At 31.2% G+C, this 16,480-nt stretch carries 19 protein-coding genes and 1 pseudogene; all 20 read left to right on the top strand.

Features of this window, described 5'->3' with window-relative positions:
* Positions 1-544 precede the first annotated feature (544 nt).
* Positions 545-709: pseudogene (locus tag RSD37_RS06700) on the top strand (RHS repeat-associated core domain-containing protein); the annotation flags it as partial.
* A gap of 9 nt (positions 710-718) precedes the next feature.
* Entirely contained in the window at positions 719-1,006 is a 288-nt protein-coding gene (locus tag RSD37_RS06695) for a hypothetical protein (RefSeq protein WP_346945939.1), read from the top strand.
* Positions 1,007-1,010: 4 nt separating this feature from the next.
* Positions 1,011-1,466 (top strand): hypothetical protein, encoded by a 456-nt coding sequence (locus RSD37_RS06690; protein ID WP_346945938.1) that lies wholly within the window; start codon positions 1,011-1,013, stop codon positions 1,464-1,466.
* Positions 1,467-1,694: 228 nt separating this feature from the next.
* Positions 1,695-1,865: a hypothetical protein gene (locus RSD37_RS06685; RefSeq protein WP_346945937.1), complete on the top strand. Its 171-nt coding sequence runs from the start codon at positions 1,695-1,697 to the stop codon at positions 1,863-1,865.
* A 19-nt stretch (positions 1,866-1,884) separates the two neighbouring features.
* Complete coding sequence (locus RSD37_RS06680; RefSeq protein WP_346945936.1) at positions 1,885-2,148, top strand: hypothetical protein; 264 nt, start codon at positions 1,885-1,887, stop codon at positions 2,146-2,148.
* Between the two features lie 215 nt (positions 2,149-2,363).
* Entirely contained in the window at positions 2,364-2,591 is a 228-nt protein-coding gene (locus tag RSD37_RS06675) for a hypothetical protein (RefSeq protein WP_346945935.1), read from the top strand.
* A 5-nt stretch (positions 2,592-2,596) separates the two neighbouring features.
* On the top strand, positions 2,597-2,938 hold the full coding sequence (locus RSD37_RS06670) for a hypothetical protein (protein WP_346945934.1): 342 nt from the start codon (positions 2,597-2,599) through the stop codon (positions 2,936-2,938).
* A gap of 894 nt (positions 2,939-3,832) precedes the next feature.
* The gene (gene ruvA / locus RSD37_RS06665; protein ID WP_346945933.1) at positions 3,833-4,426 is read left to right on the top strand and encodes a Holliday junction branch migration protein RuvA; all 594 of its coding nucleotides are present in this window, start codon (positions 3,833-3,835) and stop codon (positions 4,424-4,426) included.
* 23 nt (positions 4,427-4,449) lie between these two features.
* Complete coding sequence (gene ruvB, locus RSD37_RS06660; RefSeq protein ID WP_346945932.1) at positions 4,450-5,457, top strand: Holliday junction branch migration DNA helicase RuvB; 1,008 nt, start codon at positions 4,450-4,452, stop codon at positions 5,455-5,457.
* Positions 5,458-5,496: 39 nt separating this feature from the next.
* The gene (queA, locus tag RSD37_RS06655) at positions 5,497-6,522 is read left to right on the top strand and encodes a tRNA preQ1(34) S-adenosylmethionine ribosyltransferase-isomerase QueA (RefSeq protein ID WP_346945931.1); all 1,026 of its coding nucleotides are present in this window, start codon (positions 5,497-5,499) and stop codon (positions 6,520-6,522) included.
* A gap of 125 nt (positions 6,523-6,647) precedes the next feature.
* Positions 6,648-7,778: a tRNA guanosine(34) transglycosylase Tgt gene (gene tgt, locus RSD37_RS06650; protein WP_346945930.1), complete on the top strand. Its 1,131-nt coding sequence runs from the start codon at positions 6,648-6,650 to the stop codon at positions 7,776-7,778.
* Positions 7,779-7,898: 120 nt separating this feature from the next.
* Positions 7,899-8,189: a preprotein translocase subunit YajC gene (yajC, locus tag RSD37_RS06645; RefSeq protein ID WP_346945929.1), complete on the top strand. Its 291-nt coding sequence runs from the start codon at positions 7,899-7,901 to the stop codon at positions 8,187-8,189.
* Positions 8,190-8,243: 54 nt separating this feature from the next.
* Complete coding sequence (locus tag RSD37_RS06640) at positions 8,244-8,612, top strand: TIGR04086 family membrane protein (RefSeq protein ID WP_346945928.1); 369 nt, start codon at positions 8,244-8,246, stop codon at positions 8,610-8,612.
* Between the two features lie 29 nt (positions 8,613-8,641).
* Positions 8,642-8,779, top strand: coding sequence for a six-cysteine ranthipeptide SCIFF (gene scfA, locus RSD37_RS06635; protein WP_035134469.1), 138 nt, complete (start codon positions 8,642-8,644; stop codon positions 8,777-8,779).
* Positions 8,780-8,838: 59 nt separating this feature from the next.
* On the top strand, positions 8,839-10,200 hold the full coding sequence (gene scfB / locus RSD37_RS06630) for a thioether cross-link-forming SCIFF peptide maturase (protein ID WP_346945927.1): 1,362 nt from the start codon (positions 8,839-8,841) through the stop codon (positions 10,198-10,200).
* A 239-nt stretch (positions 10,201-10,439) separates the two neighbouring features.
* On the top strand, positions 10,440-11,696 hold the full coding sequence (gene secD, locus RSD37_RS06625; protein WP_346945926.1) for a protein translocase subunit SecD: 1,257 nt from the start codon (positions 10,440-10,442) through the stop codon (positions 11,694-11,696).
* Positions 11,689-12,573, top strand: a complete 885-nt coding sequence (gene secF, locus RSD37_RS06620; RefSeq protein WP_346945925.1) for a protein translocase subunit SecF — start codon at positions 11,689-11,691, stop codon at positions 12,571-12,573. Before secD ends, secF begins: the two co-directional genes overlap by 8 nt.
* Before the next feature lie 127 nt (positions 12,574-12,700).
* Positions 12,701-13,546, top strand: coding sequence for a DHH family phosphoesterase (locus tag RSD37_RS06615; protein WP_346945924.1), 846 nt, complete (start codon positions 12,701-12,703; stop codon positions 13,544-13,546).
* A gap of 120 nt (positions 13,547-13,666) precedes the next feature.
* A complete protein-coding gene (locus tag RSD37_RS06610) occupies positions 13,667-14,185 on the top strand; it encodes an adenine phosphoribosyltransferase (RefSeq protein WP_346945923.1) in 519 nt (172 codons plus the stop codon).
* A 105-nt stretch (positions 14,186-14,290) separates the two neighbouring features.
* Complete coding sequence (locus RSD37_RS06605; protein WP_346945922.1) at positions 14,291-16,468, top strand: bifunctional (p)ppGpp synthetase/guanosine-3',5'-bis(diphosphate) 3'-pyrophosphohydrolase; 2,178 nt, start codon at positions 14,291-14,293, stop codon at positions 16,466-16,468.
* Positions 16,469-16,480 lie beyond the last annotated feature (12 nt).

The raw sequence follows: 16,480 nt of genomic DNA, 5'->3' as shown, positions 1-16,480 counted from the left end.
ACATTGATGGAATAAGAACAGAAAAAACAGTTAATAGGATATATATGGAAACTCCTTTTCATATACATTCAAATGAGTAAGTTCAACTAACTAAATCAGAGATTTAGAGTGTCACTTAAATACACATTAGAAGGAAACACCGTAGTTCATGAAGAAATAACTAATGGAAGTACAGGAGATTAACAGAATTCTTAGCTTGTGTGAGAGTGTTTTTTTCTCACAGAAGGTTAGAAATCGTTATCTAGGGGCGTAGTAACCCTTAGTGAAGCTTAGGGATACTAGCCATCAGATAAAATTTTATATAACTATGGAGATAGTGGTCTTGTAGGATTTAGACTAAATGACACTGAAGAATATTTCTACATTAGAAATGCTCAAAGTGACATTATAGGAATATTAGATTCCGATTGTAATCAAGTTGTTACTCCTTTTCACTCAGTTCAAATAGGAAACTCCGCCTCATATTCATTTGGTGGAGTAAGTTCCACTGACTAAATCAGAGATTTAGAGTGTCACTTATGACACTTGGGGTAAGTTAGTAGATATAACAGGAGATAAAGTATTAGGAGAAAAGAATCCGTATAGATATAGAGGATATAGATACGATAATGAGACTGGATATTACTATTTACAATCAAGATATTATAATCCTGAGATTGGAAGGTTTTTAAATTCGGATGGGTTGGTATCTACAGGGCAAGGGATGTTATCCCATAATATGTTTGCATATTGTGCTAATAATCCTGTAGTTTTTAAAGATCCATTAGGGTTTGCACATTGTATGTCAAATGAATATGGTGGCGGAGGTGGTTTTGGTGCCGCTTCTATTGGAGGTAGTGGAGCGTTAGCAGACACTGTAAAAGGTAAAGAGCATGGACCAATACCACGTTCTAACGTTAAGGAGCCTAAATTTAATGTAAATCCCAAAACGGGTGAAAGATTTCAAAATGGGTATAGTGTAAGACCAGCTACAGCTGAGGAAATAATAAAATGGGATAAGAGGTGAAAAGGTGGAATTATTTGAAGATAAAATAATTGAGGAATATATTATATGGAAGAATGCTAATCCTAAAAATTTTTCATGGTGGAATTATGTAAATATGAAGTCAGATATTCAAGTTGCACTGGGATTTGCTAAGTTTTTCTATCCTGAAATAATTGAAATTGATAACTGTATTTTTATGAAGGATGGCTTTTCAATCGAAAGGTACGAGCAATGGAAAGTTATGTGTAATGACAAAAAAACTTTAGAAAAGGCTATAAATTCATATGAAATTAAAGATTTTTTTCATATAAATACAGATTTTGAGGATACAAATATAAATGAACAAATACAAGCACTAGGAAATATATTAAAAAAATTTTGGACTCTAAGTTTTAATGAAAGATTCCCTGATATGAATATAATCGTAGACATAATTGAAGATGATGAATCATTATATATTACTGTATTTCAAGACATTTAATTTATAGTATAGAATTAGATAACTCTAGTATTTAGATATTCAAAATTTAATAGTATTTATACATTAATTGGTGAAAACTACTAAATTGTATGCGCAAAGTTCATGCCTTTTAGTAGTTTTTTATGTTGAAAATTATTAACATAGATACTAAAAATAGTAATTTATAGTATCTATGTAGAGTATGAATATATATGATACCTATGGTGGAAAGATAGTCTTTAAAATTCTATGAAAATAAGAAAGTGGTTTATAAAATGTAAAGAAGCAAATGTAAAGAAAGTGGCAACTGGAACTGTAGTTGTTGGAGGTTCATACCTTGCTTATCGAGTAGTTAGAGTCATTCCTTCTTTAACACCACCACTTTGGTGGACAATACCAGGAAAATTAGCAATTCCATAAGGAAAGAGAGGAAATAAACATGAAGTACTTTAAGTCAGAACTCTGGAGAGGATACAATAGCAATATCAAAGAAGAATTTGAGGAAACTAAAGTACAGTGGGAAAAGAACAATAAAGAATATGCAAGTATATTTGAAAAAGTTAAACAAAGACTTCCAAAAGCGTTTCTTAAAATATACATGAGAGAATATGGATTCCATGATTTTCATCTTAAGAACTTGAAAGTAATTCATTGTCTGATTGAAGCTAATAGTAAAATGTCAACAGGTTTTTATACCCGTTGACGTTTCTTTTTAGACGTAACAAAATAAATATGAAATATTTAGTCTAATAGTAGTAACAATCGTATAAATATAACATTTATGATACCAGTGAAATAAAATATACCTATGATGACTTAGGAAGAATTCAAACTATAGATAATGGTAAGGTAATAAAATACTATTACGATAGTTTAGGACAAGTTGTAAGAGAAGACAATGGAGAGCTTAATAAAACTATGGCTTATACTTATGATAAAGGAGAATATGCAGGTGTATTAATTGATATAGCATCTGCTGGGGTTGGTGTAGGAGCTGGTATAGGAATTGGTGCAGCGGCTACAGCAATAGGTGCTGCAGCACCAGCACTAGTTGTAGGAGGCATAGCCTTTGGTGCGACAGTTGGTGCTGGAATACTAATAGATTGGGGTGCAAACCAATTTAAGGATTATATTTATAAGAGGTGATATATATGAAAAAAAACTTTTTTCAATCTGGGAAGTTCGGGGCGCTAAGTGGGTTATTTGCGATATGGCTAAGTAGAACCGTATACTCTAAATATGGAGATAGCGGACAAGTTATGGTAATGTATTTAGTATTATTAGGGTTTTCAGCTGTAATATTATATGGAATATTTGTGAAAAATTACGTGCTTTCAATTGGTGTATTTTTACTTGCAATACCTTTGATAATTGGTACTATAGGTATTTATATGGATAATCTTATATGTGCTATGGTGGGATTAATATTATTATTTGTTGTTTTAGGTGCAATGGTTATAGCCGCTAAAAAATATGAACAGAATAAAAAATAAATAGCTTTTATAAGTGATAGTGATTCAAGTTATTGAGTTTCTATCACTTTTTTACATGTATAAATAGTTAAAATATTAGAAGGAAACACCGTAGTTCATGAAGAAATAACTAATTAGATTCAAGGTGTTATGACACATGGAGTAAGCTTGTGGGGGATAGTATAGATAAATTGAAAAATTAAATTATATATTGAACTTAAAAGGGGGTAAAAAATGATGAGTATTTTAGGGGTGATAAAATGAGTAATGGAATTTCAGCAGCGATTTTTGGAGTAATAATCTTTTTAGTTGTTGTAAGGAAAACTAATATGATTAAGAAATAAATAATATATAACATAAAAGTAAAGCTCATAGAAAATTCTATAAGCTTTGCTTTTATAAAGTAGTTCTTATTTCCATAAGTTTATTCAAGAGTTCAAAGAAGTTTTTAAGATAGACATTATATTCTTCTTTATCTAAAAGTTCATAATCATCAGAAGCATATCTTCGGCTGAAGTAAAAGTCTTTTAAATCTCTACATAAGCTTTTGTATTCTTTAAGATTAGAATAGTCACTAAGATATAGGAATTCAAGGAGTTTTACTAGATTATATTCTCTGTTAATTTTACCATATTACCAACTCCTTAAATTCATTAAAAGAAGTTTAAAATACTTTTTATTGAATTGTTACATTATAGGTGGTAAAGTATATTATAGTTAAGATTATAGGATAATTAGTTGACTTACTATATTTAAGCTTAAATAGAAAGTTTAAGTAAAGGGTAAGTTTAATTTAGGTTATAACTTTATTATGAGATAAATCATTGAAAGACTAGTAAGTGTTTTTATGACTTAACTTTAATAAATATGTTAATTATAAAAGACAAAATAGTTATTAAGATAGGTGATAAAATAATGCATGAATATATAAAAGGTATTTTTAAGTCAATAGAGAAGGAATATATAGTTGTTGAGTGTGGAAATATTGGATATAAAATTTTTACTTCAGGAAGCACTATTTCCAATATGCCAGTTAAGGATGAGCCAGTACAAATTTTCACTCATCAAATTGTAAGAGAAGATTTCATTGGATTATATGGATTTTTGACTAAAGAGGAGAGAGCTATGTTTAATCTTCTTATTTCAACAAATGGAGTGGGTCCGAAGGCGGCACTATCTTTAATGTCTATATCTAGTGTTTCAACATTAAAGTATGCTATAATTACCGACGATGAAAAGTTAATTACTAAGGCTCCAGGAATCGGAAAGAAGACAGCTCAAAGAATTATCTTGGAACTTAAAGATAAGATAACTGTGGGAGAATCTATACCAATAATGGGCGTAGAGAATCCAGGAGATATACATAATGAGAAGTTATCAGAAGCAGTAGGAGCACTTATTGCTTTAGGATATTCTGATAAAGAGGCTGAAAAGGCTATGGAAAAAGTTGATAGAACCAAGAGCGTAGAAGAGATTATTAAATACTGTTTAAAGGTATTAATGGGATAGAGAAAGTTTAATGGAGGGGTATTATGGAAGATAGATTCATCACATCTAATATTGTAGAGGAAGATATTGAAGTAGAATATTCCTTGAGACCCCAACGACTTAAGGAGTATATAGGGCAGGAGAAGGTAAAAGGAAAGCTAGATATATTTTTAAAGGCTGCAAAAATGAGAAATGAAGCTTTGGATCATGTGCTTTTATATGGTCCACCAGGACTTGGAAAGACAACTCTTGCAAATATTGTGGCTAAGGAAATGGGTGGAAATTTAAAGGTTACATCAGGACCTGCTATAGAAAGAGCTGGGGATTTAGCTGCATTACTTACTAATCTTAATACTAATGATGTATTATTTATTGACGAGATTCATAGGCTGAATAGGTCTGTAGAGGAGATACTATATCCAGCTATGGAAGATTATGCATTAGATATCATTATAGGTAAGGGAGCTTCGGCAAAGTCTATAAGACTTGACCTTCCGAAATTTACATTAATAGGAGCAACCACTAGAGTTGGACTTTTAACAGCTCCACTTAGAGATAGATTTGGAGTATTATGTTCTATGGAATATTACACCAATGATGAGTTAAAGGAGATTATTTTAAGATCTTCAGAAATTCTAGGAGTTAATATTGATAAAGAAGGAGCTCAAAGTCTTGGTATGAGATCCCGTGGAACCCCAAGAATAGCTAATAGGCTACTTAAAAGGGTTAGGGACTACTCCATGGTTAAGGGAGTGGAGATTATTGATGGGGTTATGGTAGAGCAGGCAGCAGAACTTTTAGAAGTTGATTGTGAAGGCTTTGATAGATTAGATAACAAAATATTAGAAGCTATAATAGATAACTTTGGTGGTGGACCTGTAGGGGTTGAAACTCTTTCTTATTTTATAGGGGAAGAGGTAAATACCATAGAGGATGTTTACGAACCTTATTTAATACAAAGAGGGTTTATTATTAGAACACCAAGGGGACGAATGGCAGCTAAGAAAGCTTATAATCATTTGGGAAGAGTTATTCCGGAACATATGTTATAAGGTGAAAATTTATATTGAAATAGAGAAAGGGTGTAGGTTTTGAAAGTAAAGGATTTTTATTTTGACTTACCAAAAGAATTAATAGCACAACATCCTTTAGAAAAAAGAGATGAATCCAAGCTTATGGTTTTAAATAAAGAAACCGGGGATATAGAACATAGGGTGTTTAGAAATATAATAGAATATTTAAATCCAGGGGATTGTGTTGTATTAAATGATACAAGAGTTATGCCTGCTAGGCTTTATGGAGCTAAAGAAGGATCTGGTGGTAAAATGGAGTTTTTACTACTGAGAAGATATGATGATGACATATGGGAAACTCTAGTTAAGCCAGGAAAGAGAGGAAAGGTTGGCGCAACCTTTGTCTTTGGAAATGGAGAATTAAGAGGGGAAATAGTAGAAGTTTTAGAAAATGGAAATAGAAAAATAAAATTCTACTATGAAGGAATTTTTGAAGAGGTGTTAGACTCTTTAGGAGAAATGCCGTTACCACCATACATAGAAGAAAAGTTAGAAGACCGTGAGCGTTATCAAACTGTATATTCTAGAGAAGTTGGGTCTGCAGCAGCTCCAACAGCAGGGTTACATTTTACTAAAGAATTATTAGAAGAAATAAAGGCAAAAGGAATAAAGATAGCCTTTGTAACTCTTCATGTAGGACTAGGAACATTTAGACCTGTTAAGGCAGAAGATATACAGGATCATGAAATGCATTCTGAGTACTACATTTTAGATGGTAAAAATGCAGAAATTATAAATGCAGCTAAGAAGAATGGTAATAGAGTTATAGCGGTAGGAACTACATCAAACAGAACATTAGAAAGTATTGCTACTGAAAATGGCGAGGTTAAAGAGCAATCTGGATATACAAGTATATTTATATATCCAGGATATAAATTTAAAATAGTAGATGCAATAATAACTAATTTTCATCTACCAGAATCTACTCTGATCATGTTAATAAGTGCATTTTCAACTAGAGATATAGTAATGAATGCTTATAAGGTTGCAGTAGACAAGGAATATAGATTCTTTAGTTTTGGAGATGCTATGTTTATACAATAGAGAATATAGTCAATACTAAAGAGATGAAGTGAGTGAAGCAGACTATTAAAGTTTAGCAATCTATATGTTGTCTTTAATAATAGAGGGTTTCGCTTTATTCATTAACAAGGAAGGACGATGAATACGTGTATAAATTATTAAAAAAGAGTGGAAAAGTTAGACGTGGAGAGTTTACAACTCCTCATGGAACGATACAGACACCAGTATTTATGAATGTTGGTACTTTAGCGGCTATAAAGGGTGCAGTATCATCAATGGATTTAAAAGAAATTGGATGCCAAGTAGAATTATCTAATACATATCATCTTCATTTAAGACCAAGTGATGAAGTTGTTAATAAAATGGGTGGTATTCATGAATTTATGAATTGGGATAGACCAATTCTAACAGATTCTGGTGGATTTCAGGTATTTTCTTTAGCAAGTATGAGAAAGATAAAAGAAGAGGGAGTTTACTTTAGTTCACATATTGATGGTAGAAAGATATTTATGGGACCAGAAGAAAGTATGAGAATTCAAAGTAACCTAGCATCAACTATAGCTATGGCTTTTGATGAATGTATTCCAAACCCATCAACCAGAGATTATGTAGAAAAATCAGTAGCTAGAACTACTAGATGGCTTGAAAGATGTAAAGTTGAGATGGATAAACTAAATGCGGATCCAAATACAATTAACCAGAAACAAATGTTGTTTGGAATAAACCAAGGTGGAGTTTATGAGGATATTAGAATAGAGCATGCTAAAACTATTACTAAGATGGATCTTGATGGATATGCTATTGGAGGATTAGCAGTAGGTGAAACTCATGAAGAAATGTATAAAACAATAGATGCGGTAGTACCACATCTTCCACAGGATAAACCAATTTACCTTATGGGTGTAGGAACTCCTACAAATATATTAGAAGCAGTTTCAAGAGGGGTAGACTTCTTTGACTGTGTTTTACCAGCCAGAAATGGAAGGCATGGACATGTGTTTACTAAGTATGGTAAAATAAACATTATGAATGCAAAATTCGAACTTGATAAAAGTCCTATAGATGAGGGGTGCGATTGTCCTACATGTAGTAATTACTCAAGAGCCTATATAAGACATTTATTTAAAGCAAAAGAAATGCTTGCAATGAGGCTATGTGTCCTTCATAATTTATACTTCTATAATAAGCTTATGGAAGATATAAGAAATGCAATTGATGGAGACTACTTTGAAGAATTTAAAGAACAAAAACTTTCAGAGTGGAATCAAAAAAATTAGGTATCTATTTTAAAGAATATATACATAAGTGATATTCTAAATCTTTGATTTAGCAAATAGAACTTACTCATTCGAAGGAATAAGAGAACGAGTTTGATTAATAGTGAAAGGAGTGATATTATGCAAAACTTAATGGCGTTTGTTCCAATGATACTTGTATTCGTATTATTTTATCTTATGATTTTCATGCCAGAAAAGAAAAGAAAAAAGCAATATAATGATATGATTAATTCTTTATCAGTAAATGATAAAATCATGACTAAAGGCGGAATCAGAGGGAAGATAATAAACATCCAAGAGGATTATGTTATTTTAGAAAGTGGTCCGGACAGAGCGAGAATTGAAATGAGTAAACTTGGTATAGCTTCAGTTACTGAATCAGTTAACCAGCCAGTAGAAATCAAGGAATAATCATCATAAATCCCCTTGTAGAAACATATTTATTAATATAAGGGGGTTTATAAAATGTATAAAAAATTTAATTATTCAGCTATTGGTTTTGGGGTGCTTAGAGCATCGATTTTAACTATAATATGCGTTCTGGTATATTCACTGGTAACCTCATATTTTCCAGCTAGCGATGCTGTTACTTCGGTATTTTTAGTAGTAGCTACCCTTGCAAGCGTTGTTTACGGTTCAATATATGCTACATTAAAAATGGGAAACAAAGGTTGGCTTGTAGGATTATTAGTAGGACTATTTTATATGTTAATATTATATATAGTATCTTTATGTTTTGGTAAAGATCTATCACTTGGTACAAAAGACATAGTTAGATTAATCCTTGCACTAGCGGCAGGTTCACTGTCAGGAATGTTAGGAGTAAATTTATAAATTTAGTAAGACATAGGGAGGGAATAGAGATGAAACACATTAAAACAATCAACAAATCTAATATCAAAGAAAGTTTAAAGAAGCCAGGTTGCAAAGAGTGCGCTAACTCATGCCAATCAGCTTGTAAAACTTCTTGTACAGTAGCTAATTTAGAGTGTGAAAACTAATCATTTTAAAGGCAGTAACAAAAGGTTACTGCTTTATGTTTAGTTAGGAGGAAAAAATAATGGAATTAATTCATAAGTTTAAACAAGGTAATGATTTTTATGTTATAGATGTAAATTCAGGAGCAGTTCATGAAGTGGACGAGCTAGTATATGATATGCTAGATTCTGATAAATTAAAAAGTAAAGAAGAATTGAAGACAATATACAAAGACAGATATTCAAGTGAAGAAATTGATGAAGTATATGAAGAGTTAAAATATTTAGTAGATGAAGAAATGCTATATTCTAAGGATTTATATGAAAATATAGCCATGTTGAGTGAGAAGGCAGAAGTAGCTATTAAGGCTCTTTGTCTTAATATAATTCATGATTGTAATTTAAAATGCAAATATTGCTTTGCAGATGAGGGTGAATACAAGGGTTGTAGAAAGACCATGAGCGCACAAGTAGGTAAAGACGCTATAGATTTTGTTATTAAAAATTCTGGAAAAAGAAGAAATATTGAAGTTGATTTATTTGGTGGAGAGCCATTGATGGCCTTTGATATTATAAAAGAAATTGTTGACTATGGTAGAACACAAGAAAAAATCCATAATAAAAATATAAGATTTACAATGACTACTAATTCAACACTTTTAAATGATGAAATAATGGATTATCTTGATAAAAACATGGGAAATATCATTTTAAGCATAGATGGTAGAAAAGAAGTCAATGATAAAGTAAGAGTAAGATTTGATGGAACAGGTTCTTACGATTCTATACTTCCTAAAATTAAAAAGATGGTAGAAATTAGAGACAAATCTAAAACTTACTATGTAAGGGGTACTTTCACAAGAGAAAATACAGATTTCTTTGAAGATGTTAAACATATGGTGGATGAAGGATTTGATGAAATATCTATAGAACCAGTAGTACTTCCAGATAATCATGAACTTTCATTAAGAGCGGAAGATCTTCCTATAATTTTTGATCAATATGATAAGCTATATGAGTATATGATTAAAAAAAGTGAGGAAGGAAATCCATTTAAGTTCTATCACTTCAACATAGACCTTCAAGGTGGACCATGCATCTACAAGAGAATTTCAGGTTGTGGAGCAGGACATGAATATGTTGCAGTTACTCCAGATGGAGAAATTTATCCTTGTCACCAATTTGTAGGGAATAAAGATTTCCTTATGGGAGATATCTATGAAGGGGTTAAGGACTACTCTATAGTTCAAAACCTTAAAGATGCACACATATATAACAAGCCTACCTGTAAAAAATGCTGGGCAAGATTCTACTGTAGTGGAGGATGCCAAGCTAATAACTTTAACTTTAATGGCGATGTTCATATACCTTATGAATTAGGATGTGAAATGCAGAAGAAGAGAATAGAATGTGCCATAGCTTTAAAAGCTAAAACCACAAAATAATAATGCAAGTTTATTAAAATTTAAGAGTGAAAAAATTAATCTAAAATAAAGATTGCAAAGCTGAGAATACTTAAAATAAATGGATAAGATGGGGTATATAGAGGGTAATTGTAGTAAAAAAAATAAATATTTATGAATTTAACTTTATATACTTGATTTTATCCATAAAATACCTGTAAAATAAATAATTAATAAGGTGCTTAGAAAAATAATTTTTAAATAACAGGAAGGGGATAACCATGAAGAAGAAAAATGGGAAAAGTGGAATTATACTTGTGATTTCAGTATTACTAATTGGGATTCTTGCATACGCTGGACTTTATGGGTTAAATTTGGGGAGTTATAAAATTAATACATTTGGTAATAGTATTGACAAAGGGCTTGATTTAGTTGGAGGAACGTCACTTTTAATGGAGATAAAAGATGAGAACGTAGATGCAGATATAATCGATAGAACTATAGAACTTATTTCCATGAGAGTCAATAAAGACGGAGTAAGTGAAATTCCGATAACTCAAGAAGGGGACAATAGAATTAGAATTGAAATTCCAGGGGAATTCAATACGGATAAAGTTTTAGAAACTATTGGTAAAACTGGAGAGTTAACCTTTGAAGATCCAGATAGTAATGTGCTTTTAACAGGAAAAGAAGTTAAAGAAGCAAAAGCATATATTTCTCAGGAAAATAAAGCTTTAGTTAGCCTTGAGTTAAATGAAGAAGGTACAAAGAAATTTGCTGAGGCTACAAAAACATTTTTAAATAAAAATATAGCTATTAAAATGGATGGTGAAACTTTAACTAATCCAGTAGTTAACGCGGTTATAAGTGATGGTAAGGCTGTTATTGAAGGAATGAGTTCTTTAGAGGAAGCTAACTCAATAGCAAACATTATCACATCAGGAGCACTTCCTGTAAGTTTAGAACCGAGTTCCGTTAAAACCGTAGGACCAACTATTGGAGCAGAAGCACTATCTCTTAGTAAGCAAGCAGGAATGATAGGGATTATATGTGTAATATTATTTATGATTGCATACTATAGACTTCCAGGGGTTGTTGCATCTGTGTCACTAGTCCTTTATATATGTATACTTCTTATAATCTTTGGAGAATTTGGAGTTGTGCTAAGCTTGGCTGGTATTGCAGGTGTTTTGTTAACAATTGGTATGGCTGTAGATGCCAATGTACTTATATTTGAGAGAACTAAAGAAGAGTTAAAGGCAGGAAAATCTATTAAGAGTTCTGTGGAAGCGGGGTATAATAGAGCTTTATCATCTATCCTTGACTCAAATATAACTACGATTATAGCAGCTCTAGTGCTTTATTTCTTAGGCTCAGGTACGGTAAAAGGATTTGCAGTAACATTACTAATTGGTATAATTGTAAGTATATTTACTGCTCTTTTTGTTACTAAGTTCCTACTTAACAATGCTGTAAATGCGGGATGGATAAATAAACCATCACACTTTGGTGTTAAAGGAGGGAAAAGCCATGAATAAAATAGTTGAGAAAAGTAAAATTTGGTTTTCTATATCCTTTGCCATAATTATTATTGGAATGGGATTCTTAGCAGTCAAAGGTCTAAACTTTGGTATTGATTTTAAAGGTGGAACTTTAATTACTTTAGAAATAAACCAAGAGTTTGAGAAAAATGATATTAATGCTATTATAGATAAATATGCTAAGGGTAAATATTCTACAAAGATAGCAAATGAGGGAAAAGAAATACAGATAATAGTTCAAGAAGGAATATTAACTGAAGACAAAACTAATGCTCTTGTAAATAGTATTAAAGAAAAATATTCATTAGAGGATAGTGCTTTAATTGGAAAAGAAACTATTGGGGCTACTGTAGGTAATGAATTAAAGCAGAAGTCATTAATGGCGTTAGGTATTGCATCTCTTGCTATGTTAATATATATTACAGCTAGATTTGAACTTAATTTTGCAGTAGCAGCTATACTTGCACTTGCACATGATGTATTAATAACTGTTGCTTTTTATGCAATTCTTGGTATTCAAGTTAACACACCATTTATAGCAGCTATTTTAACAATAGTTGGGTATTCTATAAATGATACAATTGTTATCTTTGATAGAATAAGAGAAAATTATAAGAAGAACAGAAGAATGACTGCAATAGAAGTTGCAGATATAAGTATAAAAGAAACTTTAACTAGAAGTATAAATACATCGCTGACAACACTTATAACTATAGTTGCAGTTTATGTGTTTGTACCATCTATTAGAGAATTTACTCTTCCACTTATTATAGGAGTTACTAGTGGAGCATATTCATCAATATTTATAGCTTCTCCAATATGGGTTATGCTAAAAAATAGGAAGAGTAAGAAAAAAGCTACTTCAGTGGCTTAATATAGACAAATTTCAATGGCGAAAAACATTTTATGCGGTTTTTCGCCATTTTTATAAGAATTTATTTGTAATATTGGTAGTTTTAAATTATAATATATGTGTTTTCTATTAATTTGGAGGAGAGCATATGGAGTATAATTTAAATGGAAAAGTGAACAATCCACTTTTTTTAAGAAATATGAAAATTGCATTAAATAGAATTGTTAAAGCTATCAATGAAAGAGAAAAGATAGTTATATATGGCTATCATGATTTTGATAGTGTATGTGCCATATCTCTTCTAAGATTAGTATTAAGATATGTAAACAGTGATGTAGAATATTTTATACCAAGCATATACAGAGACGATAGAAACTTAAACAAAGAAGACATAGAAAATAATTTATTATGTCTTGGAGCAAGTTTAATCATAACTGTTGGATGTGGAATTAATTCTAAAGAGGAATTAGATATTTGCAAAGATAATTATATAGATATAATCGTAATTGATTATCATGACTATATAATGGACGATGGCAGTTGTATAACTATAAATACATGCCAACCAAACTGTAACTATCCTTTCAAGGCTTTCACTGCTTGTTCACTTACTTATAAATTTATACAGGTTATAGCATCTTATTATAAAATAAGTTGCACTCAAAAGTATTTAGATCTAGTGATGATGGGCATAATTACAACAGGAATAGAAATAAAGAATGAAAATAGATATTTTGTTGAAGAGGGTTGTGAGAAGTTATCATGTACAAACAATTATGGTGTTATAGCCCTTTTAGAAGAGCATGAAAATAATTATGGTGGGGTCATGGATTTTTATGATGAAGGAATAAAAACCTTACTTCCTAAAATGGTTTCAAAAAACAAGTTAGATAATGCAAGAATAATTGTAGAACTTTTCACTACAAATAACAGTTATAGGGCGAAACAAATTGCAAAGTATTTATACAAAGAAATAATGAGAAATTTAGAATGAAGATTACAAAAATAAAATAGAAGCACACATACCACATAAGTATTGAATAACAGATTAAAATTAATATATAATTTAATTAGCATAAAATATGTTAATGTAGTGGGTGTAGGAGGAATAATAATGAATTTAAAGGATAAAGTAAGAGTAATTGAAGATTTTCCGAAGGCAGGTATAAGTTTTAAGGATGTGACAACTTTATTACAAGATGGAGCTGCATTAAGAGCATCTATAGATATATTTGCAGAACACTTAAAGGATAAAAATATAGATATAATTATAGGACCAGAAGCAAGAGGGTTTTTATTTGGAGTACCTGTTGCATATGCACTAGGTGTAGGTTTTGTACCAGTTAGAAAACCAGGTAAGCTTCCATATGAAACTATACAAACGTCATATGACTTAGAGTATGGTAGCGATGTGTTAGAGATTCATAAAGATTCCATAAAAAAAGGCCAAAGAGTTGCAATAATTGATGATTTACTTGCCACAGGAGGAACTGTAGCAGCAGTTGCTAAGCTTGTTGAACAGTCAGGTGGAGAAGTTGTAGCTATAGATTTTTTAATAGAACTTACAGAACTTAAGGGAAGAGAAAAGATAACAGGATATGACATTATGTCGGTTATAGATTACCCTTTTTAAACTTAAAGAAAAATTGCAATAATTTGGAGCGTAGTATATAATATTATTGAGTTTAAATAGCTGGCTGGTTCATTAACCAGCCTTTAATTTTAGGAGTGTATTCTAATGATTGATAAATTGATAGAAAGAATTAACAGTAATTGTAACAATGTGGATATCAATTTTGTAAATAAGGCCTATGAATTTTCTGTAAGTGCCCATAAAGAACAGAAAAGAGAATCGGGAGAGCCTTATATTATTCATCCATTTGAAGTTGCATGTATTCTTGCGGAACTTGGACTTGATACATCAACAATAGTGGCAGGGCTATTACATGATGTAATTGAAGATACAGAATATACATATGAAGATGTTTGTAAGATTTTCTCAGTAGAGGTAGCAGACCTTGTAGAAGGTGTATCTAAGCTTGAGAAAATTAAATATAAAACTAAAGAAGAACAACAAGCGGACAATGTAAGAAAGATGTTACTTGCCATGGCAAAGGATATAAGAGTAATACTTATAAAACTTGCAGATAGATTACATAATATGAGGACTTTAAAATATATGTCTGAGAGTAAGCAAAGAGAAAAAGCTAAAGAAACCTTAGATATATATGCACCACTTGCACATAGGCTTGGAATATCAAAGATTAAATGGGAACTTGAGGATCTTGCTTTAAGATATTTAAATCCAACGGAATATTATGACTTAGTAAAGTTAATTTCGGATAAGAGAAATGAGAGGGAAGAACAAATAAATCATATTATCTCTCAACTTAAGCTAAATCTTAATATTGTGGGAATTAAAGCTGATATAGAAGGCAGACCCAAGCACTTCTACAGTATATATAGAAAAATGATTAAGAGCCATAAAACTATAGATCAAATATTTGACCTTACAGCAGTGAGACTTCTAGTAGGTGATATAGGAAACTGCTATGCTGCACTAGGAATAGTACATACTATGTATAAGCCTATACCAGGTAGATTTAAGGACTATATTGCAATGCCTAAACCAAACATGTATCAATCACTTCATTCTACTGTTATAGGGCCTTTCGGAAAACCTTTTGAAATTCAAATTAGAACTGTAGATATGCACAAGACAGCTGAGTATGGTATTGCTGCCCACTGGAAGTATAAAGAAAATTCTCAAGATGTAGAGAAGGACAAATCTTTAGATTCTAAGCTTTCTTGGCTTAGAGAAATGCTTGAGTGGCAGGTGGAAACTTCAGATGCTGAAGAGTTTATGGAAGGTTTTAAAATAGATTTATTTTCAGATGAGGTATTTGTATTCACTCCAAAGGGAGATGTTATAAGCTTACCTAATGATTCAACACCTATAGACTTTGCCTATTATATTCATACGGCAGTAGGTCACAAATGTAGTGGAGGTAAGGTTAACGGTAAAATAGTGCCTCTTGACTATAAGTTGAAAACTGGAGAAATTGTTGAGGTTATTACTTCTGCAAATTCAAAAGGACCAAGTATTGATTGGATTAATATAGTAAAGAGTAACCAAGCTAAAAGCAAGATTAAGCTATGGTTTAAGAAGGCTAATAGAGAAGAAGCAATTGCAAAGGGAAAAGAATTAGTTGATAAAGAGTGTAAAAGACAAAATTATACTTTTTCTCAGATCATCAATGAAGATATATTGGAAAAGACAATTAGAAGGTATAATTTAAAAAATATTGAGGATCTATATCAGGGCGTAGGTGTTGGAGAGATTAATCCTACCAATATGATTACAAAGTTAAAGGATGCCTATGATAAGGAAAATTCAAAACTTCTTAAGATAACAGATGTAAATATTATTAAAGAAGAAAAACCAAGAAAGCAGATAAACAATAACTATTCTGGAATTACAGTTAAGGATATGTCTAATATACAAGTTAGATTTGCAAAATGTTGTAGTCCTGTATACGGAGACAAAATTACTGGGTATATCACAAGAGGTAAGGGTGTTTCAATCCATAGAAGTGATTGTAAGAATATAATTACTTTAGAGGAAAATGAAAGCCACAAGATTGTAGAAGTTTCTTGGGGAAATGGAAATAAAGAAAACTACACTGCAGATATAGAGATAAAGGCTGAGGACAGATTGGGCCTACTTACAGATATAATAGAGGTTTTGTCAGGACTGAAGGCTAATATTTTATATATAAGTGCTATAACTAACAAGCATAATATAGCAGTGGTTAGTTTAAAGGTGAATATTTCTGGAATAGATCATCTAAAGGATATTCAAGCAAAACTTAAAAAAATAAAAGATGTTAAGGACGTTTATAGGAAGAAGAATTAAAACTAAGGGGTG

It is taken from the genome of Clostridium sp. (assembly GCF_036646415.1).
In the GTDB taxonomy this organism is placed as follows: domain Bacteria; phylum Bacillota; class Clostridia; order Clostridiales; family Clostridiaceae; genus Clostridium_J.
This window is presented reverse-complemented; position numbering and strand designations above follow the sequence as displayed.